The sequence below is a fragment of the Nocardia sp. CA-128927 genome (assembly GCF_050955855.1).
Taxonomy (GTDB): Bacteria; Actinomycetota; Actinomycetes; order Mycobacteriales; family Mycobacteriaceae; genus Nocardia.
Window position 1 is genome coordinate 127,374 of record NZ_CP192087.1, and the last position, 20,657, is coordinate 148,030.

General features: G+C 67.6%; 19 protein-coding genes. 6 read left to right on the forward strand and 13 right to left on the reverse strand.

Annotation, left to right across the window (positions count from 1 at the left end):
- Positions 1-127: 127 nt before the first annotated feature.
- The 3 genes from gltB to ACQPW1_RS00670 all read left to right on the forward strand — a co-directional run bounded on the left by gltB (position 128) and on the right by ACQPW1_RS00670 (position 7,796).
- Positions 128-4,777: a glutamate synthase large subunit gene (gltB, locus tag ACQPW1_RS00660; protein WP_433660833.1), complete on the forward strand. Its 4,650-nt coding sequence runs from the start codon at positions 128-130 to the stop codon at positions 4,775-4,777.
- Positions 4,778-4,836: 59 nt separating this feature from the next.
- Entirely contained in the window at positions 4,837-6,306 is a 1,470-nt protein-coding gene (locus ACQPW1_RS00665; protein WP_433660834.1) for a glutamate synthase subunit beta, read from the forward strand.
- A 590-nt stretch (positions 6,307-6,896) separates the two neighbouring features.
- Positions 6,897-7,796: a cutinase family protein gene (locus ACQPW1_RS00670; protein ID WP_433660835.1), complete on the forward strand. Its 900-nt coding sequence runs from the start codon at positions 6,897-6,899 to the stop codon at positions 7,794-7,796.
- A 71-nt stretch (positions 7,797-7,867) separates the two neighbouring features.
- Here the strand turns inward: ACQPW1_RS00670 and ACQPW1_RS00675 are convergent, their stop codons facing one another.
- Together ACQPW1_RS00675 and ACQPW1_RS00680 are read right to left on the reverse strand one after the other, a co-directional pair.
- Positions 7,868-8,146: a hypothetical protein gene (locus ACQPW1_RS00675; RefSeq protein ID WP_433665597.1), complete on the reverse strand. Its 279-nt coding sequence runs from the start codon at positions 8,144-8,146 to the stop codon at positions 7,868-7,870.
- Between the two features lie 137 nt (positions 8,147-8,283).
- On the reverse strand, positions 8,284-8,895 hold the full coding sequence (locus ACQPW1_RS00680) for a histidine phosphatase family protein (protein WP_433660836.1): 612 nt from the start codon (positions 8,893-8,895) through the stop codon (positions 8,284-8,286).
- 152 nt (positions 8,896-9,047) lie between these two features.
- Here ACQPW1_RS00680 and ACQPW1_RS00685 point away from each other — a divergent pair, with 152 nt between their 5' ends.
- Together ACQPW1_RS00685 and ACQPW1_RS00690 are read left to right on the forward strand one after the other, a co-directional pair.
- The gene (locus ACQPW1_RS00685) at positions 9,048-9,626 is read left to right on the forward strand and encodes a Uma2 family endonuclease (RefSeq protein WP_433660837.1); all 579 of its coding nucleotides are present in this window, start codon (positions 9,048-9,050) and stop codon (positions 9,624-9,626) included.
- A 121-nt stretch (positions 9,627-9,747) separates the two neighbouring features.
- Positions 9,748-11,190, forward strand: a complete 1,443-nt coding sequence (locus tag ACQPW1_RS00690) for an MFS transporter (protein ID WP_433660838.1) — start codon at positions 9,748-9,750, stop codon at positions 11,188-11,190.
- Between the two features lie 63 nt (positions 11,191-11,253).
- Here ACQPW1_RS00690 and ACQPW1_RS00695 read toward each other — a convergent pair whose 3' ends face one another.
- Both ACQPW1_RS00695 and lysX read right to left on the reverse strand, forming a co-directional pair.
- Positions 11,254-11,460 carry a hypothetical protein gene (locus ACQPW1_RS00695; RefSeq protein ID WP_433660839.1) on the reverse strand — a complete coding sequence of 69 codons (207 nt, stop codon included), beginning with the start codon at positions 11,458-11,460 and terminating at the stop codon, positions 11,254-11,256.
- Between the two features lie 126 nt (positions 11,461-11,586).
- Positions 11,587-14,910, reverse strand: coding sequence for a bifunctional lysylphosphatidylglycerol synthetase/lysine--tRNA ligase LysX (lysX, locus tag ACQPW1_RS00700; protein ID WP_433660840.1), 3,324 nt, complete (start codon positions 14,908-14,910; stop codon positions 11,587-11,589).
- Positions 14,911-15,053: 143 nt separating this feature from the next.
- On the opposite strand from lysX, the gene ACQPW1_RS00705 reads away from it, so the two are divergent.
- Complete coding sequence (locus tag ACQPW1_RS00705) at positions 15,054-15,272, forward strand: RNA-binding S4 domain-containing protein (RefSeq protein ID WP_433660841.1); 219 nt, start codon at positions 15,054-15,056, stop codon at positions 15,270-15,272.
- 10 nt (positions 15,273-15,282) lie between these two features.
- On the opposite strand, the gene rraA is transcribed toward ACQPW1_RS00705, so the two are convergent.
- From rraA to ACQPW1_RS00750, 9 genes are all read right to left on the reverse strand, one after another.
- Positions 15,283-15,774, reverse strand: a complete 492-nt coding sequence (gene rraA, locus ACQPW1_RS00710; protein WP_433660842.1) for a ribonuclease E activity regulator RraA — start codon at positions 15,772-15,774, stop codon at positions 15,283-15,285.
- 86 nt (positions 15,775-15,860) lie between these two features.
- Positions 15,861-16,226 (reverse strand): DUF5313 family protein, encoded by a 366-nt coding sequence (locus ACQPW1_RS00715; protein WP_433660843.1) that lies wholly within the window; start codon positions 16,224-16,226, stop codon positions 15,861-15,863.
- Positions 16,227-16,276: 50 nt separating this feature from the next.
- A complete protein-coding gene (locus ACQPW1_RS00720) occupies positions 16,277-16,651 on the reverse strand; it encodes a DUF5313 family protein (RefSeq protein ID WP_433660844.1) in 375 nt (124 codons plus the stop codon).
- Between the two features lie 91 nt (positions 16,652-16,742).
- Positions 16,743-17,222, reverse strand: coding sequence for an SRPBCC family protein (locus tag ACQPW1_RS00725; RefSeq protein WP_433660845.1), 480 nt, complete (start codon positions 17,220-17,222; stop codon positions 16,743-16,745).
- A 64-nt stretch (positions 17,223-17,286) separates the two neighbouring features.
- Positions 17,287-18,246: a copper resistance D family protein gene (locus tag ACQPW1_RS00730; protein ID WP_433660846.1), complete on the reverse strand. Its 960-nt coding sequence runs from the start codon at positions 18,244-18,246 to the stop codon at positions 17,287-17,289.
- Positions 18,243-18,788 carry a copper resistance CopC family protein gene (locus ACQPW1_RS00735; RefSeq protein ID WP_433660847.1) on the reverse strand — a complete coding sequence of 182 codons (546 nt, stop codon included), beginning with the start codon at positions 18,786-18,788 and terminating at the stop codon, positions 18,243-18,245. The genes ACQPW1_RS00730 and ACQPW1_RS00735 overlap by 4 nt, the downstream gene beginning before the upstream one ends.
- Positions 18,785-19,444: a YcnI family copper-binding membrane protein gene (locus ACQPW1_RS00740; RefSeq protein ID WP_433660848.1), complete on the reverse strand. Its 660-nt coding sequence runs from the start codon at positions 19,442-19,444 to the stop codon at positions 18,785-18,787. The genes ACQPW1_RS00735 and ACQPW1_RS00740 overlap by 4 nt, the downstream gene beginning before the upstream one ends.
- A 41-nt stretch (positions 19,445-19,485) precedes the next feature.
- The gene (locus ACQPW1_RS00745; RefSeq protein ID WP_433660849.1) at positions 19,486-20,004 is read right to left on the reverse strand and encodes a hypothetical protein; all 519 of its coding nucleotides are present in this window, start codon (positions 20,002-20,004) and stop codon (positions 19,486-19,488) included.
- An 11-nt stretch (positions 20,005-20,015) separates the two neighbouring features.
- Positions 20,016-20,657 (reverse strand): DUF6474 family protein, encoded by a 642-nt coding sequence (locus ACQPW1_RS00750; RefSeq protein ID WP_433660850.1) that lies wholly within the window; start codon positions 20,655-20,657, stop codon positions 20,016-20,018.

The window sequence follows — 20,657 nt, forward strand, 5'->3', positions numbered from 1 at the left end:
CGTGACTGCACGCCGAAGACCATCAGCGCGGCTGGTTTCGGAACGTACGGGCGCAGTCTTGTACGGAGGCATTCAGACGAAATTGCCTATTTCTTTTTCGTCGAACGCCCTTCTTGAAGGCAGAGGCATGATGCAACTTCCTGGCCACCGGTCACCTGGACCCGTTGGGCTCTACGACCCGGCGAACGAACACGACGCCTGCGGTGTCGCGTTCGTCGTCGACATGCACGGCCGCCGCAGCCGCGACATCGTCGACAAGGCTATTACGGCTCTGTTGAACCTGGAGCACCGTGGTGCCGCGGGTGCCGAGCCCAACAGTGGCGACGGCGCGGGCATCCTGATCCAGATTCCGGACAAGTTCTTCCGCGCCATCGTGGACTTCGAGTTGCCGCCGGAGGGCTCCTACGCCTCCGGTATCGCCTTCCTGCCGCAGGCCCGTCGTGAGGCCGCCCGTGCCGCCTACGGCGTGGAGCGGATCGTCAAGGAAGAGGGTCTCGAGGTCCTCGGCTGGCGGGAGGTGCCGATCGACGAGTCGTCGCTCGGTGCGCTCGCCCGCGACGCGATGCCGACGTTCCGGCAGGTTTTCATCGGCTCTCCGAGGGGTGCGGCCGAGCAACTGTCCGGCATGGACCTGGAGCGTCGCGCCTACGTCATCCGCAAGCGGGTCGAGCACGAGCTCGGCAAGGCGGGCCCCGGCGAGGGCACGGTCGGCAAGGAGTCGGTGTACTTCCCGAGCCTGTCCGGCCAGACCTTCGTCTACAAGGGCATGTTCACCACGCCGCAGCTGCGCGCCTTCTACCTGGACCTGCAGGACAGCCGGGTGGAGTCCGCCCTCGGCATCGTGCACTCGCGCTTCTCCACCAACACCTTCCCGTCCTGGCCGCTGGCGCACCCGTTCCGCCGGGTCGCGCACAACGGTGAGATCAACACCGTCACCGGCAACGAGAACTGGATGCGGGCGCGCGAGGCGCTGCTGCGTTCGGACATCTTCGGCATCGACTCGGCCGGCAACAACCGGCTGGAGAAGATCTTCCCGGTCTGTACGCCGGGGGCGAGCGATACCGCGCGCTTCGACGAGGTGCTGGAACTGTTGCACCTCGGCGGCCGCAGCTTGCCCCACGCGGTGCTGATGATGATCCCCGAGGCGTGGGAACGCAACGAGACGATGGATCAGCGGCGTCGCGCCTTCTACGAGTACCACGCGATGCTGATGGAGCCGTGGGACGGCCCGGCGTCGGTGTGCTTCTCCGACGGCACCGTGGTCGGCGCCGTGCTCGACCGCAACGGCCTGCGGCCCAGCCGCATCTGGATCACCGACGACGGCCTCGTCGTGATGGCCTCCGAGGTCGGCGTGCTCGACATCGACCCGTCCAAGGTCGTTCGCAAGGTCCGACTACAACCCGGCCGCATGTTCCTGGTCGACACCTCGCTGGGCCGCATCGTCGGCGACGACGAGCTCAAGACCGATCTTGCGGCCGAGCACCCGTACCAGGAATGGCTGGACTCGGGTGTGACCAAGCTCGAGGACCTGCCCGACCGCCCGCACGTGCACATGTCGCACGACCGGGTGCTGATCCGGCAGCAGATCTTCGGATACACCAATGAAGAACTGAACCTGCTGATCTCGCCGATGGCCAAGACCGGCGGTGAGGCGCTCGGCTCGATGGGCACCGACACCCCGATCGCGGTGTTGTCGTCGCGGCCGCGGCTGTTGTTCGACTACTTCTCCCAGCTGTTCGCACAGGTCACCAACCCGCCGCTGGACGCGATCCGCGAAGAGGTCGTCACCAGCCTGCGCCGGGCCATCGGCCCGGAGGCCGACCTGATGCACCCCGGCCCGGAGTCCTGCAAGCAGATCGCCATCGAGCAGCCGATCCTGGACAACGACCAGCTGGCCAAGCTGGTGCACATCAACGACGACGGCTCCCAGCCCGAGTTGCGTTCGGTGATCGTGCGCGGTCTGTACCCGGTCGCCAAGGGCGGCAAGGGACTTCGCAAGGCGCTCAAGGCGATCAACACCCAGATCTCGGCCGCCATCGACGGCGGCGCGCGGATCATCGTGCTGTCCGACCGCGAGTCCAACGAGAAGCTGGCGCCGATCCCGTCGCTGCTGCTGACCTCGTCGGTGCACCATCACCTGGTGCGCGAGCGCACCCGCACCATGGTCGGCCTGGTCATCGAGGCCGGTGACGCCCGCGAGGTGCACCACATGGCGATGCTGGTCGGCTTCGGCGCGGCCGCGATCAACCCGTACATGGCCTTCGAGACCATCGAGGACATGCTCGAGCGCGACGCGCTCGAAATGCCCGGCAGCACCGGCGATCACGCCGAGGACTTCCGCACGGCCGTCTATAACTACAACAAGGCGGCCAGCAAGGGCGTGCTGAAGGTGATGTCCAAGATGGGCATCTCCACGCTGGCGTCCTACACCGGCGCGCAGCTGTTCCAGGTGATTGGCCTGGCCCAGGACCTGGCCGACGAGTACTTCACCGGCCTGCGCTCGCACCTGGACGGCATCGGCCTGGAGGACATCGCCGCGGACGTCGCCGAGCGGCATCGGATCGCGTTCCTGGAGAACCGCAACGAGCGCGCGCACCGCGAGCTCGAGGTCGGCGGCGAATACCAGTGGCGGCGCGAGGGTGAGTACCACCTGTTCAACCCGGACACCGTGTTCAAGCTGCAGCACGCGACCCGCACCGGTCAGTACTCGATCTTCAAGGAGTACACCAAGCTGGTCGACGACCAGACCGAGCGGCTCGCCTCGCTGCGCGGCCTGTTCAAGTTCAAGAAGGAGCGCGCGTCGATCTCGATCGACGAGGTCGAGCCCGCCGCGGAGATCGTCAAGCGGTTCTCCACCGGCGCGATGAGCTACGGCTCCATCTCGGCGGAAGCGCATGAGACCCTCGCGATCGCGATGAACCGCCTCGGCGGACGGTCGAACTCGGGTGAGGGCGGCGAATCGCCCGCTCGCTTCGAGCCGGAGGAGAACGGCGACTGGCGGCGCAGCGCGATCAAGCAGGTGGCCTCCGGCCGCTTCGGCGTGACCGCGCACTACCTGACCAACTGCACCGACATCCAGATCAAGATGGCGCAGGGCGCGAAGCCCGGTGAGGGCGGCCAACTTCCGGCGCACAAGGTGTACCCGTGGGTCGCCGAGGTGCGGCACTCGACGCCGGGTGTCGGCCTGATCTCGCCGCCGCCGCACCACGACATCTACTCGATCGAGGATCTGGCGCAGCTGATCCACGACCTGAAGAACGCAAACCCGCAGGCGCGGATTCACGTGAAACTTGTTGCGGAGCCTGGCGTCGGCACCGTCGCGGCCGGTGTGTCCAAGGCACACGCGGACGTGGTGTTGATCTCCGGCCACGATGGCGGCACCGGTGCGTCGCCGCTGACCTCGCTCAAGCACGCGGGTGGTCCGTGGGAGCTCGGCCTGGCCGAGACCCAGCAGACGTTGCTGCTCAACGGACTTCGCGATCGGATCGTCGTGCAGGTGGACGGTCAGATGAAGACCGGCCGCGACGTGATGGTCGCCGCGCTGCTCGGCGCCGAGGAATTCGGTTTCGCCACTGCGCCTTTGGTGGTCTCGGGCTGCATCATGATGCGGGTCTGCCACCTCGACACCTGCCCCGTGGGTGTCGCGACGCAGAACCCGGTGCTGCGCGAACGCTTCACCGGCAAGCCGGAATTCGTCGAGAACTTCATGCTGTTCATCGCCGAAGAGGTCCGGGAAAACCTGGCGCTGTTGGGCTTCCGCACGCTGGACGAGGCCATCGGCCGGGTCGACCTGCTCGACACCGCCAAGGCCAAGCAGCACTGGAAGGCCAGCAAGCTGGACCTGTCGCCGATCCTCGACAACGTCGAGACCGCGTTCATGTACCAGGACCGGCGCTGCACCAAGACGCAGGACCACGGCCTGGACAAGGCCCTGGATCAGCAGCTGATCTCGCAGAGCCGGGACGCGCTCGAGCGTGGCCAGGCGGTGAAGTTCGAAACCAAGATCACGAACGTGAACCGCACCGTCGGCACCATGCTCGGCCACGAGGTGACCAAGCTCTACGGTGGCGCGGGCCTGCCCGACGACACCATCGACATCACCTTCACCGGCTCGGCGGGCAACAGCTTCGGCGCCTTCGTGCCGGCCGGTATCACGCTGCGTGTGCAGGGTGACGCGAACGACTATGTCGGCAAGGGACTTTCCGGCGGCCACCTGGTGGTCCGCCCGTCGCTGAACGCGCCGGCCGAGTTCGTGGCGGAAGAGAACATCATCGCGGGCAACGTGATCCTGTTCGGCGCCACCAACGGCAAGGCGTTCATCCGCGGTGTGGTCGGCGAGCGGTTCGCCGTGCGTAACTCGGGCGCCCTCGCGGTGGTCGAGGGTGTCGGCGACCACGGCCTGGAGTACATGACCGGCGGCCGGGTGGTCATCCTCGGCGAGACCGGGCGCAACTTCGGCGCCGGTATGTCCGGCGGTGTCGCGTTCGTCTACAACCCGAACGGCACCTTCGAGGCCAGGCTCAACCCCGAGCAGGCCGACGCCGTCGAGCAGCTGTCCGGTGACGACTTCACCTGGCTGCGCGACATCATCACCCAGCATCGCGATCAGACGGGTTCCGCTGTCGCCGAACGCATTCTGGGCGACTGGTCGCAGCAGGTGAACCACTTCGTCAAGCTCATGCCCCGCGAGTACAAGAAGGTTCTGCTGGCCATCTCCGAAGCGGAGAAGGCAGGCAAGGACGTGGACGAAGCGATCATGGAGGCGGCCCGTGGCTGACGCACGACGCATCCAACAGCTGAGTCCGATGTCCACAGGCAAGATTACGGAGGCCGAACGTGGCTGACGCACAAGGGTTTTTGAAGCACACCTCGCGGGAACTACCCACCCGTCGACCGGTCGAGTTGCGGTTGATGGACTGGAAAGAGGTCTACGAGCAGGGATATCCGAAGGAGACCCTGCAGCGTCAGGCCAGCCGCTGCATGGACTGCGGTATTCCGTTCTGCCACAACGGCTGCCCGCTCGGGAACCTGATCCCCGAGTGGAACGACCTGGTCTACAAGGGACAGTGGCGCGAGGGCATCGACCGCCTGCACGCCACCAACAACTTCCCGGAGTTCACCGGGCGGCTGTGCCCCGCGCCGTGCGAGGCGTCCTGTGTCCTCGGCATCAACCAGGACCCGGTGACGATCAAGCAGGTCGAGATCGACCTGATCGAGAACGCCTTCGACGAGGGCTGGGTGACCCCGGTCTACCCGACCCGGTTGACCGGCAAGAAGGTCGCCGTCGTCGGCTCCGGCCCGGCCGGACTGGCTGCCGCGCAGCAGCTCACCCGCGCCGGTCACACCGTGACCGTGTTCGAGCGGGCCGACCGCATCGGCGGGCTGCTGCGCTACGGCATCCCGGAATTCAAGATGGAGAAGCGCTTCATCGATCGCCGGATGGCGCAGATGGAGGCCGAGGGCACCATCTTCAAGACCGGCGTGAACGTGGGCATCGACATCACCGCCGAGCAGCTGCGCGAGCAGTACGACGCGATCGTGCTGTCCGGCGGCGCCACCATCGCGCGTGACCTGCCCATCCCCGGTCGCGAACTCGACGGCATCCACCAGGCCATGGAGTTCCTGCCGTGGGCCAACAAGGTGCAGCTCGGCGACGACGTCACCGATGCCGACGGCCTGCCGCCCATCCACGCGAAGGGCAAGAAGGTCATCATCATCGGCGGCGGCGACACCGGCGCCGACTGCCTCGGCACCTCGCACCGGCAGGGTGCCGCGAGCATCCACCAGTTCGAGATCATGCCGCGCCCGCCGGAGGAGCGTGCCACCTCCACCCCGTGGCCGACCTACCCGCTGATGTTCCGGGTGTCCTCGGCGCACGAAGAGGGCGGCGAGCGGGTGTTCTCCGTGAACACCGAGCGTTTCGTCGGCACCGACGGCAAGGTCACCGGCCTGCAGGCGCACGAGGTCAAGATGTCCAACGGCCGCTTCGAGAAGGTCGACGGCACCGACTTCACCCTCGAGGCCGACCTGGTGCTGCTCGCCATGGGCTTCACCGGTCCCGAGAAGCCCGGCCTGCTCGAAGATCTCGGCGTCGGCTACGACCAGCGCGGCAACGTCCAGCGCGACAAGGGCTGGGCGACCAACATCCCCGGCGTCTTCGTCGCGGGCGACATGGGCCGCGGTCAGTCCCTCATCGTCTGGGCCATCGCCGAGGGTCGCGCCGCGGCCTCCTCGGTGGACCGCTTCCTGGAAGGTGAGACGGCGCTGCCCGCCCCGATCACCCCCACCATGGTCGCCCAGCGATGAGCTGAAACCCCTCTCTTACCGGAGCGGTAAAAGCGCCTGTGGACACTGACGTCCACAGGCGCTTTTGTATTTCGACAGTGACGCGACACTCCCGGAGATAGTTCTGGCCTCAACGGATTCCAGCCGAGCGTGCGGTGGTGCTTGGCACGCTATGTCGAGACGCCCTCCGTATTTGCCGCATCCCTGTGTCACTCCGTTGTTAGTTGGCGTTCGAAGGCTGTTATAGCCGCTTAAAGGGTGTGCTATTCGCCATGAATTCATGTTTGCTATGTGATTGCCGACTGCTGAGCCGTGGATTTCGGGACGCCGGCGGGCTGTTGGGCGCCGGGTTGTGCTGGGGACGTGGGGGTTTGGGCATTCGACGGAAAACGGACATGGCCCGGGGTTTCGGATGGCGCGAGCGGCTTTGTCCCTCTATTGTGATCCCGTCGCGCTGCTGATCTTGGGATGTGGGTTTAGGGTCGCAGCCGTCATGTCGGAGGGTGACTGGAGTTAACCCAGCGTGCACTGGAAGTCACTCGCCGGGTTCAGAGTTGGTGCGCAACTTGTCGGGGATGCCCACGAGGGGCATTGGTTTGGACTGGAGCGGTATGCAGTTGAAGAATGTTGTCGCGGCTCTTGGTGCATCCGCGACGGTGTTGTCCGGCATGGTTTTCGGCGCCGGTTCCGTGAGCGCGGATCCTGGCTGCCCGAACCTCTACGTAGTGGCGATCCCGGGTACCTGGGAGACCGGCAAAGACAAGAAGCCGCAACCCGGCATGCTGGCCGGCGTCACCAACAAGCTGCCGCGGTCGACGGAGGTCGACTACGTGACTTACGCCGCGACCGCCTTCCCCTGGGAGGGCGAGGTCTACGGCAACTCGAAGAAGGAAGCCGTCGATCGGGCGCGCGGCCTGATCTCGGACATGGCGCACACGTGCGGCGCGACGAAGATCGCGCTCATCGGATACAGCCAGGGCGCCGACGCCGCCGGTGATCTCGCCGCCGAGATCGGCACCGGGCTCAGCGTCGTTGCGCCGGAACGGATCTCCGGCGTCGGCCTGATCTCCGACCCGCGTCGTTCGCCGACCGATGTCCAGGTCGGCGCGCCCGCGCCCGGCGCGGGTGCCGGTGGCCCCCGGGTCGGCGGCTTCGGCTGGGTCAGCGATCGCACCCGCAGCATCTGCGCGCTGGACGACCTGTACTGCGCGACCGCGCCCGACGACTTCGTCACCCGGTTCGCCGGTTTCATGGCGCAGGCCTCGGACGCGAACCCGGCCAACGTGTGGCGCTACCAGATCGAAGCCGGAAACATCATGAACGACCTGTTCGCGAACGGTGGCGTACCCACCCTGCAGGCGCAGCTGACCGACTCGGCGAACGAGCAGCGGGCCAAGGACCTGGAGCGGTTCTACAAGTCGCAGGCGCACACGCTGTACGGCAGCTACCCGGTCGGCGGCGGTCAGACCGCCGTCTCCTGGATGCACAACTGGATCGCGGGCATGGCCTGATCCACCCGGCATAAAGCGAAGGCCCACCTCCTGGCACGGGAGGTGGGCCTTCGCTTTATGCCGAGCAGGGATTATCCGGAGCCGGTCGGCGGCAGCAGCTGCTGGAACTGCTGGAACTGTTGCGGTGCGCCACCCGGATGCGGGTGCTGGCCGCGGTGCGGGCCGCCGGGACGGTGCTTGTGGTGGGGCCGGTTGATGTCGGCACCCTGCTGGTCCACGTCACCATTGGCCGGCTGAACCTGAATCGTGGCATCGGCCGGGGCCTCGGCGGAGGCGGTGGCCGCGAACGCGCCGAGCGGCAGGGCGACGAGCGCGCCCGCCGCGGCGATCCCGACAATGCGACGCCGCATGGATGTTCTGGAGAGCAACACGGAATTCCTTTCTCTCGAACTGTGCGCCACTGGGGTGGTGGCTCACCGGTCCCATAGAAGGTTCCGTCGCTGGGATGGCGGTGCGACATCCCTGCCAATCGTCTGTGAATGACCGGTCAGGATTTGATATTGCGCGGCAACAGGTCCCAGACGTGCCCGTTCTCGTTGATCGTCGCCGCGGTCCGTCGACCGGTGCGGGAGAACAGGATTCGGGTGATCGAGCAGTAGTCGATCGGGAAGGTCAGCGGCCGTTCCAGCCCGAGTATCTCCTGCAGCAGCACGTTGACCACGCCGCCGTGCGTGAACGCGAGCACCGTGTCGGCCGGATCGGCGGCCGCGGCGATCTCGGTGACGGCGTCGAGCACCCGGGATTTGAACGCCCCGCCGTCGATCTGGTGTGGCAGGTGGCCGGCCTTGATCTGCTCGTAGACCTCGCGGAACTCGACCTTGGCGTCCTCGATGGGAATGTAGGCGGGCAGGTCGCGATCGTATTCGGCCAGGTCGTCGATGATGTCCACGCCGAGACCGAGCTTCGCGGCGGTCGGTGCCGCAGTGTCGCGGGCCCGGCGCTGCGGGCTGCTCACCACCCGGGTGATCTGATGCTGACTCAACGCGGCAGGTACCCGCTCGGCCTGCTCGAGGCCGACGGGAGCGAGCTCGGGATCGGCGGGACCGGCCGAGTTCATGATCCGGACCGGTTGGGCATGGCGAACGAGGATCAACTGCACAAGCCCCACTCTGCCGCATCGACGGCAAAGCCTCGATTCGGGCGAACGCCGAACTAGGACGAGCCGCCGGTGCACTCCCGCGGCGCCTCGAAGAAGGTGGTGAACCGCTCGGGGCGTCGTCAAGCATCGACACCCGTGCGATACTCGGAGCCATGACCGTCGAACCGTTTCCGCAGTGGCTTCGCCCGCCGCCGGGGGGGTTCGTCGCCGAGCATCTGGACCGCCTGCCCGACCTGCCCCCGCATACCGAGCTGATCGACGGGAGTCTCGTTTTCGTGAGTCCGCAGGCGAAGTTCCACATGCTGGTCATCACGCTGCTCGATTCGGCATTGCGGGCGCTTGCACCTGCGCGGCTACGTGTTCGGCGTGAGATGACGGTTACCCTCGGGCCCGCTCAACGCCCTGAGCCGGACCTCATCGTGGTTCATGCCGATCGCGACGGCGGCCCGGACCTCACCACTTACCAGGCCGACGATGTGGTCCTGGCCGTCGAGGTGGTTTCCGTCGAGTCGCGTACTCGTGATCGGGAGCGCAAGCCCCAGCTCTACGCCCGGGCCGGTATTGCCCACTTCTGGCGAGTGGAGAATGTCGACGGCCGCCCGGTCGTCTACGTCTACGAGCTCGACCCGGCAACGAAGGCGTACGCGCTCACCGGAATTCACCATGACCGCTTGAAGCTGACCGTTCCGTTCGATATCGACCTTGATCTGACCGACCTCGATCGGCTTTGAACTTTTAAACCCTCGACGCGCTCTTCGGTCAGCTTGAACAAGGTGCTGAGCCGCACGACTACGCCGAGGTGCGGCGGAGGACCGCAGTCGCTGGCTCGCGCTGTATGTGCTGTGCGGCGGCATGCTGATGATCGTGCTCGACGCCACGATCGTGAACGTCGCGCTGGCCGATATCCAGCAGGACCTGGGCTTTACGTCTGCGGGCCTGGCCTGGGTGGTGAACGGATACCTGATCTCGTTCGGCGGCCTGCTGATGCTGGCGGGCCGGCTCGGTGACCTGATCGGCCGCCGCACCATGTTCCTGTCCGGCCTGGTGGTCTTCACCGTGGCGTCGGTGCTGTGCGGGCTGGCCATCAACGAGGTCACCCTCATCGCGGCCCGGTTCCTGCAGGGCATCGGCGGCGCGATGACCTCCGCGGTCATCCTCGGCATGATCTTCGCGATGTTCCCCGATCCGCGGGAGCAGGCCAAGGCGATCGGGCGCTACGCGTTCGTCGCGTCGGCCGGTGGTGCGATCGGGCTGCTGCTCGGCGGGCTGCTCACCGCGCTCGACTGGCGGCTGATCTTCCTGGTCAACCTGCCGATCGGCATCCTGGTCGGGTTCGGTGCACTGAAGATCCTGGACAAGGATCAGGGTGCGGGTCTGAAGGGTGGCGCGGATGTGCCTGGCGCCGTGCTGATTACCTCGGCGCTGATGCTCGGTGTGTACACCATCGTCAAGCCCGCGGCCGAGTACGGCTGGACCGATCCGGTCACGCTGGGTCTCGGGGCGGCCTCGCTGGTGCTGCTCGCCGGGTTCGTCGCCCGGGAGGCGACGGCGAAGACGCCGCTGATGCCGTTGATGCCGTTGATGCCGTTGAAGATCTTCCGGTCGCGGAACCTGTCCGGCGCCAACGTGATTCAGGTGGTCACCGTGGCGGGCATGTTCGGCATGTTCTTCATGGGTTCGCTGTACCTGAAGCAGGTGCTCGGCTACGAGCCGATGCAGCTGGGTCTGGCGTTCTTCCCGGTCGCCGCGATCATGGGTCTGCTCTCGGTGCGCTACTCCGAGGGCCTGGTGATGAAGTACGGCCCGCGCAAGGTGCTGATTCCGGGTCTGTCGCTGATTCTCGCGGCGCTGCTCTGGCTGACCCAGGCGCCGGTAGACGGCAACTACTGGCTGCACATCTTCGGCCCGATGGTGCTGTTCGGAACCGGTGCGGGACTTGCCTTCCCGGCGCTGATGAACCTGGCGATGTCCGGGGTGGAACCGGAGGAAGCAGGGCTGGCCTCCGGCCTGGCCAACACCACCATGCAGGTCGGTGGCGCACTCGGTCTCGCCGTGCTCGCCACCCTGTCGGCGAGCAAGTCCGCCGACCTGCTGAAGGCGGGCACGCCGGTGAACGAGGCACTGACCAGCGGGTTCCAACTCGCGTTCTGGATCGGCGCCGCACTGGTCACCGCCGCGTTGCTGGCGGCGGTGTTCGTCCTGAAGTCGGTTCCGGCCGTCACACACGGCAGCCACGACCTCGACGACGAGCTGTTGCTCGAGGCGGAAGTGGCATCCGCGCGCACCGCTATCTGACGGTAGCTCAACGCAATTGGCCCGGCTCGCATCGCGCGAGCCGGGCCGTTGACGTCTGTCCGGTTACTGCTTCCTGCGCCGCATCAGCAGGTAGACGCCGCCGATGATGGCCGCGACCACCAGCAGGCAGCAGAGGCCGCCGATGATCAGGCCGCCGCTGCTGCGCTTCTTTTTCTTCGCCGCGAGTTCCATCGCCGAGTTCCAGGTATCTGGGCTCGCCCAGACGCTGTGGTCCACCAGGCTCATATTGGTCAGCAGGTCAAGGTACATTTCCGAACCCCATCTCGTGTATCGGACTCCTCCCGGGGCCGAATGTTCCCGGCCGCCCCGGCCCGAATTTCCCAGGGTAGCTGTCCGATTCGTCCCCTGTGAACCCTTCGCTGGCAATGCTGGAGTTCAGCGAGGTTTCACCAACGGGAACGGCAATGTCTCGCGGATGCTGCGCCCGGTGATCAGCATGACCACCCGGTCGACGCCCATGCCGAGCCCGCCGGTCGGCGGCATCGCGTGCTCCAGCGCCTGCAGGAAGTCCTCGTCGAGCTCCATCGCCTCCGGGTCGCCGTTGGCCGCGAGCAGCGACTGCTCGGTGAGCCTGCGCCGCTGCTCGACCGGATCGGTGAGCTCGCTGTAGGCGGTGCCGAGTTCGACACCCCAGGCGACCAGATCCCAGCGTTCAGTTACTCCCGCAATCAGGCGGTGCGCGCGGGTCAGCGGGGACACCGAGGTGGGGAAGTTGATGTAGAAAGTCGGTTCCTCCGTAGCGGATTCGACCAGGTGCTCGTACATCTCCAAGACGACCTGCCCGGCGTCCCAGCCGTGCTGATAGGGCACCTCGGCCTTGTCGCAGATCTCGCGCAGCTGGTCCAGCTCGGTCTCCGGGGTGATCTCGACGCCGAGTGCCTCGGACACCGCGCCGTGCACCGTCTTCACCGCCCACTCGCCCGAGATGTCCACCTGCTCATAGGAACCGTCGGGCTGCGGCCGTAACGCCACCATCGCGCCGTTGGCCGCGAGCGCGGCCTCCTGGATGAGCTGACGGCAGACGTGCATCATCCGCTCGTAGTCGCTGTGCGCCTCGTACGCCTCGAGAATGGTGAACTCGGGGTTGTGGCTGAAGTCGACGCCCTCGTTGCGGAAGGTCCGGCCGATCTCGAACACTTTCTCCATGCCGCCGACACAGAGCCGCTTCAGGTACAGCTCGGGCGCGATCCGCAGATACAGATCCAGGTCGTAGGCATTGATGTGGGTGAGGAACGGGGTGGCGTTGGCGCCGCCGTGCACCTGCTGCAGGATCGGCGTCTCCACCTCCAGATAACCCCAGGCGTTCAACGAGTCCCGCAGCGAGCGCACCACCGCGCTGCGCTTGGCGAGCACCTCCCTGGTCTCGGGATTGATCGCCATGTCGACGTAGCGCTGACGCACCTTCGCCTCGGGGTCGGACAGGCCTTTCCACTTGTCCGGCAACGGATGCAGGCACTTGCCGAGCATCCGCCAGTCCGCCGCGAGCAGCGACAGCTCGCCGCGGCGGCTGCGGCCGATCTGACCGCTGACCTCGATCAGGTCACCGAGGTCGAAGAACTCGGTGAACTCGGCGCTGCGGTCGGCGCCGACCCGATCGCGGTCGATGACCAGCTGGATGTCGTCGGTCCAGTCGCGCACCACGGCGAAGATCACGCCGCCGTAGTCGCGGATGCGCAGCAGCCTGCCGCAGACCCGGACCGTGGTGCCGCGCGGCGACTGCCGGGCCCCCGCGACGGTGTGCGTCGGGGGATAGGCGACCGGGTAGGCCTCGACACCGGATGCGGTGAGCCGGTCCAGCTTGTCCATCCGCACCCGCACCTGCTCGGGACGTCGCGGCAGTTGTTCCTTGCCTTCGACCGGACCGAGGTCGGGCGGACTGCCGTCGGCGTGCAGCCCGGTCATCGTCGCGGGCACCGCGCTGTGCATGCCGGTGTGCGTGATGGTGTCCGGCTCCTTGCCGAACCGGGGCAGGAAGCCCTCGGCGAGCGCGCTGGCGACCGCGACCCGCGGTAGCTGCCTGCGCTCCTCGAACAGGAAAAACCGTGGCACCCAATGCGGTTGGTACTTCACGTTGGAGCGGTACAGCGCCTCCAGCTGCCACCAGCGCGAAAAGAACAGCAGCACACCGCGCCACAGCCGCAGGATCGGACCGGCGCCGATCCGCCCGCCCTCCTCGAACACCGAGCGGAACACCGCGAAGTTCAGCGAGACCTTGGTGATGCCCTGCTGCTCGGAGTTGAGCGCGAGCTGCGAAATCATCAGCTCCATCACGCCATTCGGGCCGTGCGGGTCGCGGCGCATCAGCTCCAGCGAGGCACCGGTGCGGCCCCACGGCACCAGCGACAGCATGCCGAGCACCCGGTCCTGGCCGTTGACCGCCTCCACCAGCAGGCAGTCCGCGTCCAGCGGATCGCCGAGCCGACCGAGCGCCATCGAGAAGCCGCGCTCGGTCTCGGTGTCGCGCCAGGCATCCGCGCGAGCGATCACCTGTTTGAACTCCTCGGCCGGGATGTCGCGGTGGCGTCGGATCCGAACGACGATGCCGTGCTTGCGCAACCGGTTCGCGGCCTGGCGGACCGGCTTCATCTCCGGGCCCGCCAGGGAGAACGTCCTGGTGTCCAGGATGGCCTCGTCGCCGAGCCGGATCGCGGACAGGCCCGCCCGCCGATACGACGTCGCGCCGAGTTCGCTGGCACCCATCACCGCCGGCGCCCAGCCGAATTGGTCGGCCAGCCGCAACCAGGCGTCGATCGCCTGCGGCCATGCCTCCCGGATGCCGATCGGGTCGCCGCTGGCGAGACAGACGCCTAGTTCCACGCGATAGGTGACCGCCGCTTTACCGCTCGGCGCGAACACCACCGCCTTGTCGCGCCGGGTGGCGAAGTAGCCGAGCGAGTCCTCCTGATCGGAACGTTCCAGCAGGCCGCGGATCGCGGATTCGTCGGTGCCGGTCATCGCGTTCGCCGCGCGCTGTGAGCGCAGCAGGATGATCACCGCGGCGAGCAGCGCGATGGCGCCGAACAGGCCGAGCAGGAAGTTGACGAACGGGCGCGGGTGGCCGTCGAAGTGTTCGTTGTCCACCAGCACCGCTGCGGTCACCCGATAGAGCGCCCAGCCGGGCCGCTGCGCGCCGCGCGGCAGCGAACCGGGGAACAACTCGACCAGCCCCCAGCCGAGCAGGAAGCCGACCGCCAGGCCGCCCGCGAGCACACCGAGCGCCTTCCAGCCCGCCCCGCGGCGCACCTTCGTGTAGAACTCGCGCCAGGCCGCGACGAGCACCACGACCACGGCGAGGTGCACGATCAGCGCGACCAGGGCGTCGATCGAGCCGGTATCCGCGAACTCCAGGCCGTCGGCCAGCAGCGCGTGCAGCAGCACGTAGCTGATCAGCAACCACCAGGCGATGCGCTTGCGGCTGGCCAGCGCGCCGGCCAGCAGGCCGATGATCAGCGCCCACATCAGGTTGGTGTCGGGTGCGTCGAAGTAGTAGCTGTCGATGTAGCGACGCGGGACCTGGGTCAGGAAGCGCAGGCCGGGCGAAAGGCTCCAGAGAAAACACGCCACCGCGAAAACCCCGACCACCAGCCCCGCGATATGCGGGACCTCGGTCAGTCGTCCGTGCCCTCGATGTGGGACCGGTGGGGTCGGTCTGTCCGCGGGCGGTTCGATCAGGTGTTGCCGGGCTTGCGTGGTGGTCACTGAACCAGTGTGTACGGTGCCGCCGTCCGGGTGCTCGAAGACCACCCGGGCATGTCGGTTCTCGGCGCGTCGCACACGCGTGTCAGCGCCGCGCGCGGGGGCTGGCGTTTACCGATTTCGGGTGCAAGGTAAGGATGTATCTCATGGCAGAACCAGTCGACGTACCGATCGATGACGAAGGCATTCGGCTCGGTCAGTTCCTGAAATTGGCCAATCTGATCGAATCCGGCTCGGAGGCGAAGACGGTGATCGCCTCCGGCCTGGTGCGGGTGAACGACGAGGTGGAACTGCGCCGCGGGCGGCAGTTGCAGATCGGCGACGTCGTCACCCTGGCCGGCCGTCAGGCGAGGGTATCGGTCTGACCTGCCCTTTTCAGTCCTCGGCGCGGACCACGACACCGTCGTGGTCGCTGTAGAGCAGGTCGCCGGGCACGAAGGTGACGCCGCCGAATTCGACGGGCACGTCACGGTCGCCGGAACCCGTCTGGGTGCTCTTGCGCGGGTTGGTGCCCAGCGCCTTGATACCGATGTCGAGGGTGCGCAGGATCGCCGAGTCGCGCACCGCGCCGTTGATGATCACGCCGGCCCAGCCGTTGTCCACGCCGCGTCCGGCGATGACGTCGCCGACCAGTGCGGTGTGAATGCTCGCGTCGCCGTCGACGACCAGCACCTTGCCGTTGCCTGGTTCGCCGAGCGTCTGCTTGACCAGCAGGTTGTCCTGGAAGCAGCGGATGGTGGTGATGCGGCCGGCGAAGGCCGCGCGGCCACCGAACTGGATGAACTGCGTGTCGCAGCTGCGGATCTCGGGGCCGATCTCGTCGGCCAGGTCGGCAGTAGCCACAACATCATTCTGCGATTCGGTCACCAGCTCAGCTTAGGACTGGCCGAACCGGACTTCCGGGAGGGCCGGTCCCGTTGTGAAATCGATCGCTATGGGTGTGCCGAGGGGCGCTAACGGTGCCCGTAGTGCAGTTCGTACATCTCCCGATCGTGCTCGGAGAACTTGGCGCGGTCCACCAGATCCGGGTTCAACCCGTGCTGGACCAGACGGTAGCGACGCCAGACATAGCTGAGCGCCACGGTGAAGATGATCATCGGGACGATCATCATCACGATCAAGCCGATCTTGAGCAGCATCGGCCCGGGAAAGAGCAGGACCAGCGCGAAGAACGGTAGGACGGGTCCGAGGAACCGGACGAGATATCGCTCCATGGCCCCGTGTCCGACGAGGTCGCGGATGACCCACTCGTGCAGCTCCTCGGGGAGCTCGCGGCCCAGGTCGTAGGCGACCCGCTGCCGAATTGTGGGGGTATTCATACCTGAAGGCTATGCCTATGGTGTTGGTCACCGCTAGGTTGCTGGGCCCCTCAACCTCGGCCGTGACGACGCTCGTAAGCGAGGCGTTCCGGCTCGGCCTTGCGGCGGGCATCCGCGTCGGCCAGCGTCGGATCGAGTCCGTGCTTGATCAGCCGGTGCCGCCGGTACACGTACATCAACGCCACCGTGAAGTAGATCAGCGGCAGATACAGCAGCGCCATCATCGCCAGGCCCATCCACAACGGGCCGGGCAGCAGCAGGAACAGCATGAGCACCGGAATCAACGGCACCAGGATGCGCAGCAGATAACGTCGCGTCGCGCCGGGTCCGACCAGGTCCTCGCGCACCCAATCGGTCATCGACGCGGGTAAGGGTCGGCCGAGGATGTAGCCGATGCGCTGGAAGAACGACGGTGTGGCGCTCAAAACCGCACCCACTCCGGCACGCGCGAGCCGCGCCGTGGCGGGACTCGCTTGCTGCGCTCATTCATTGATCAAGCATCCCGCACGGCACAAATCAGTGAACGGACTCGTCCGATTCGGCCGCGCGGTTCTTGTGGAACGCCGTGATCTGGGTGATCAGGTTGTGCGTGGTGTGCTGCACCGCGATCTTCATGAACGGCTCGATGGTCTTGCCGAGCGCGCGTCCGGCCAGCCCGCCGCCGACCCGGAAGTCGACGATCGCGTCGACGGTACACAACCCGTCGCCCTTGGGGTGGAACAAGAAGGTCGACTCGACCTCGAAGCCCTTGATCGACTTCACCGAGATGACGGCGTTCTCCTCCCAGCGCACGACCTCGATGCGGGACTTGAGCGAGGCGGGCCCGAGCTTGATGTGGCCGTCGAACGCGGCGCCGACGCCGACCGTCTGCGCGCCGACCGGGGTGAAGGACTGGATCCCGTACAGGAAGCGGGGCAGGCTCTGATAGTCGTTCACGTAGGCGAACGCGGACTCCGCCGACGCGGCACAGTCCTCGACGATCTTCACTTCGGTCATGCGAAAACAGTAACTGGTTTCGATCTAGGTCGCCGCGCCTGCGTGCGGCCACGGGCGGTGCGAGTTACGCGGTGAGCGCGAGGGTGGCGGCCAGGCCGAAGGCCAGCGCCATCACCACCACCTCGACGGCGGCTCGGCGCAGGGATGCCTCGGCGGTCATCCGATGATCGGCCGCCCGGTGCACCCAGCTGCGACGCCACCACCAACCGAGGGCCAGCAGGCCAACCAGTACAACGGTTTTCGCGAGCAGGATGCGGCCGTAGCCGGTGGTGACGAACGGCGTGATCCCACCGACCCGCACCAGCCCGTTGAGCAACCCGGTCACAGCCACCGCCGCGACCAGCGGCAACGCCACCGCCGAGTACCTCGGCAACACCACGGCCCACTCGCCACGCGTGCGCACCACCAGCGCGAGCGCGACCAGCAGCCCGAACCAGGCCGCCGCCGCCAGCGCGTGCACGGCGGCGAGCACCGATCCGAACGCCTGCTGGGACATGTGCCCGGTGATCGGCCGCAGCGCCAGCGCGACCGCCGCGAACACCAGAACCAGGTCGGCGGACGCGATATCCGCCCTTCGGAAGGCGATCGCCGAGTAACAGGCGACCGCGCCAACACCCACCAGGATCGCGATGCCGACCTGCCCACCGCTGATCTCCACCAGATAGGTGCCGAACTGCCCGGCACCCAACCTGCCGACCGGCATGCCGACCACCTGGGCCGCCTCGAACACCAGCACCGCGAACTCGGTGCTGCACCAGAATCCGGCCAGCACCGCGAGCAACCGCCACGGCGGCACCAGCCGCTCGTGCACCCGGGGCAACGCGGCGAGCCCGAGCACCGTCGCACCGACACCGTCCGCGAGCACCCGCACGGTCGCCTCGGCGGCGAAACCCGCAGGAAGCGCCAGCGCCCAGGCGATTACGACGCCGAGCAACCCGGCCGGGACGATCAGCAGCACCGACCACGGCGCGCGCGCGGTGCCCCGCCGCGCACCGCCCCGGCCGCCGATCGTCCTACCCGTCACTGCTGCTTCGGTTTCCGGCTCCTGCCGCCGAACAGCGCGAACGCCAGCCCGCCGCCGAAGAGCACGACGGCGCCGACGATGAAGACCCACAACGGAACTCCGCCGGAGCCGTCGTCGCCGGAGCTACCGCCGTTGGCGGTCGGCTTGGGTCCGGGCACGCCGTTGCCCGCCTTGCTGAGCGTGAAATGCCGTTTGCCGCTGACCGGATGGCCGTCGGCGGAGGTCACCCGGTAGGCGACCGTGTACTCGCCGACCGGACCCAGCTCGCCGACCTCGACGCTGACCGTGTTGCCGTCGACAGTCGGCGCGCTCTTCGACCACAGGTTGCCGTCCGGGCCAACCACGGTGAGCGACGGGAAGTTCGGCTGCAGTGCCTCGTTGAAGGTGATGCTGGCCCGCGCCGGACCCGCCTCGATCGTCGCGCCGTCATCGGGCATGCTGGCGGTCGGGGCGGAGTGCGCGGCGGCGGTTCCCGTTGCGGCAACACCGAATCCGAGTAGGAACACCCCCGCGACGAGCGCGGTGAGTAGCCGCCGGGTCACGACTGCCGCGCCCGGATCACGTTGCCGAGGCCGAGCGCGACGCCGAGCAGGCCCAGTGCCAGGCCGATGCCGCCGAGCCAGCGGGCGGTGTTGTCGGTGTCATCGGCGGACGTGCCCGCGGCCTCGCTGTCGACCTTGTGATCATCGGCGGCGTCGGCCTTGCCCTTGGCCAGGGTGAGCGACGGGGCGGGATGTTCGGGCTCCGCGCCGTCCTTGCCCGCGGGCTGATCCCAGCTGACGACCTTGCCGTCGCTGTAGGTCTGCTTCGTCGGGAAGCTGACCGTCGGCGCCGCGGGCAGCGGGCCGACCGAGACCGCGAAGCGCTGGAACTGGCCGGGGCCGACGCCGGGGTTGCCCGGTTCGGCGGTCCAGGTGATCGCGGTGATCTCCGACTTCTCGTTCTTCTCTACCTTGGCCGACCAGCCAGGAATCGGCTCGGTGCGTGCGCTTTTCAGGTTGGGCAGGGTGACGGTGAGCGCGGTGGTGCTCGCCGTCTCGGATTCGTTGGGCACCCGGAAGGTGGCGACCCCGTACTTGCCCTGCTGGGCGCCGGGCGCATCGACGCTGACGTGTGCGGCGGCGGTGCCGCCGGCCAGGAATGCGAGGGTGGCGGCGGCCACGGCCGTGCCGGTGGCGCGCGAAATCGAACGGTGCATGAGGGAAAAGCTTTCTGTCCGAAGGGGAGTGGTGCGGCGGGTCAGGCAGGCACCGGCGGCGCGCGCGGGCCGATCGCCCCGTTCGGTGGGCAGCGGTAGTGCGGGAGACCAGGATTGGACCAGTGCGCCGGTTCGCGGACGCGGGGGAAGTGCGGCTTGGCGAGCACGGCGCGGACCGCGCCGGAGGCCACGGCGTAGAGCCGCTCGGTGATCGAGATGACCGCGGCACAGCCGAGCGCGGCGACGGCGTGCGCGACCAGCATCCAGCCGGTGGGCAGCGGATTCGTTGCGGCAGCGGAGTGTTCGTGGCCGAGCAGGCCGGACAGCACGACATGGCTCGCCAGCTGCCCGAGCATGAGCAGGCCGAGCACCGAACCACGGCTACGGGCAAGCACATTCGCCGTGCCACCGGCCAGTGCGGCCACCGCGAGCAGCAGCGTCAGCTCGGCCGAACCGGGAAAACCGCCGCCCGCGATGCCGTGCGCGGCGACGGCGAGCGCCCCCACCAACACGCCGACCAGGCCACCACGCAGGTGGCCGGTGAGCGGTGATGGGGGCATCCGGGGAAAGGTCAGCGCACGCCGAGCTTGGCGAGCACGTCCGCCTCGACCCCGGACAGTTCCTCCGCGATCGAGGTGTGCACGGCACGGCGGCGCGGTGCGGGCATCTGCTCGGCGGCCTGCACCGCGGTGGCGAGGCTGTCCAGCCGGGCCTGGGTGGCGGCGACGAACTTCTGCGTCTCGCCCTTGTCCTTGCCCTGCGCGCTGACCTTGCCAAGGGCCGCTTCGCTGTTCGCGATCCTGGCCTGCAGCTTGGCGCCGTGGCCGCCGAAGTCGCCGAGCTGTTCGATGCCGATGCCGAGCTGCTGGGCCTTGCGGGTGTCCAGCTGCGCGCGCAGGAACGTGGCGGCGCGGTAGGCCAGCGGCGCGAGCACCGGGATGAGCACCCGCGCGACGCCGAGGTACTTCTTCACCTGACTCGCGCTGAACAGCTCACGCTCGGCCCTGGCGGCCAGCTTGAGCGAGGCCTTCTCCTCCGCCTGCAATGCCGAGATCTGCGCCTTGGCCACCTTGCGCTGGGTACGGGCCTCCGCGCGGCGGGACTTGCGATCGTTCTTGGCGACCAGCTTGGCTTCCAAACCGGCCTTGTGCTTGAGAGCTTTCGCCTCGGCCCTGCGGCTCGGGCGCCGCTTGCGCTTCGTGAACAACCCCAT

Coding starts and splice junctions, on each gene's coding strand:
- ACQPW1_RS00690 (WP_433660838.1), top strand. CDS start 9,748: ATGCTGATGATCGTGCTCGACGCCACGATCGTGAACGTCGCGCTGGCC.
- ACQPW1_RS00670 (WP_433660835.1), top strand. CDS start 6,897: ATGCAGTTGAAGAATGTTGTCGCGGCTCTTGGTGCATCCGCGACGGTG.
- ACQPW1_RS00750 (WP_433660850.1), bottom strand. CDS start 20,657: ATGGGGTTGTTCACGAAGCGCAAGCGGCGCCCGAGCCGCAGGGCCGAG.
- gltB (WP_433660833.1), top strand. CDS start 128: ATGATGCAACTTCCTGGCCACCGGTCACCTGGACCCGTTGGGCTCTAC.
- ACQPW1_RS00725 (WP_433660845.1), bottom strand. CDS start 17,222: ATGACCGAAGTGAAGATCGTCGAGGACTGTGCCGCGTCGGCGGAGTCC.
- ACQPW1_RS00685 (WP_433660837.1), top strand. CDS start 9,048: ATGACCGTCGAACCGTTTCCGCAGTGGCTTCGCCCGCCGCCGGGGGGG.
- ACQPW1_RS00715 (WP_433660843.1), bottom strand. CDS start 16,226: ATGAATACCCCCACAATTCGGCAGCGGGTCGCCTACGACCTGGGCCGC.
- ACQPW1_RS00745 (WP_433660849.1), bottom strand. CDS start 20,004: ATGCCCCCATCACCGCTCACCGGCCACCTGCGTGGTGGCCTGGTCGGC.
- ACQPW1_RS00740 (WP_433660848.1), bottom strand. CDS start 19,444: ATGCACCGTTCGATTTCGCGCGCCACCGGCACGGCCGTGGCCGCCGCC.
- ACQPW1_RS00705 (WP_433660841.1), top strand. CDS start 15,054: ATGGCAGAACCAGTCGACGTACCGATCGATGACGAAGGCATTCGGCTC.
- ACQPW1_RS00675 (WP_433665597.1), bottom strand. CDS start 8,146: ATGCGGCGTCGCATTGTCGGGATCGCCGCGGCGGGCGCGCTCGTCGCC.
- ACQPW1_RS00695 (WP_433660839.1), bottom strand. CDS start 11,460: ATGTACCTTGACCTGCTGACCAATATGAGCCTGGTGGACCACAGCGTC.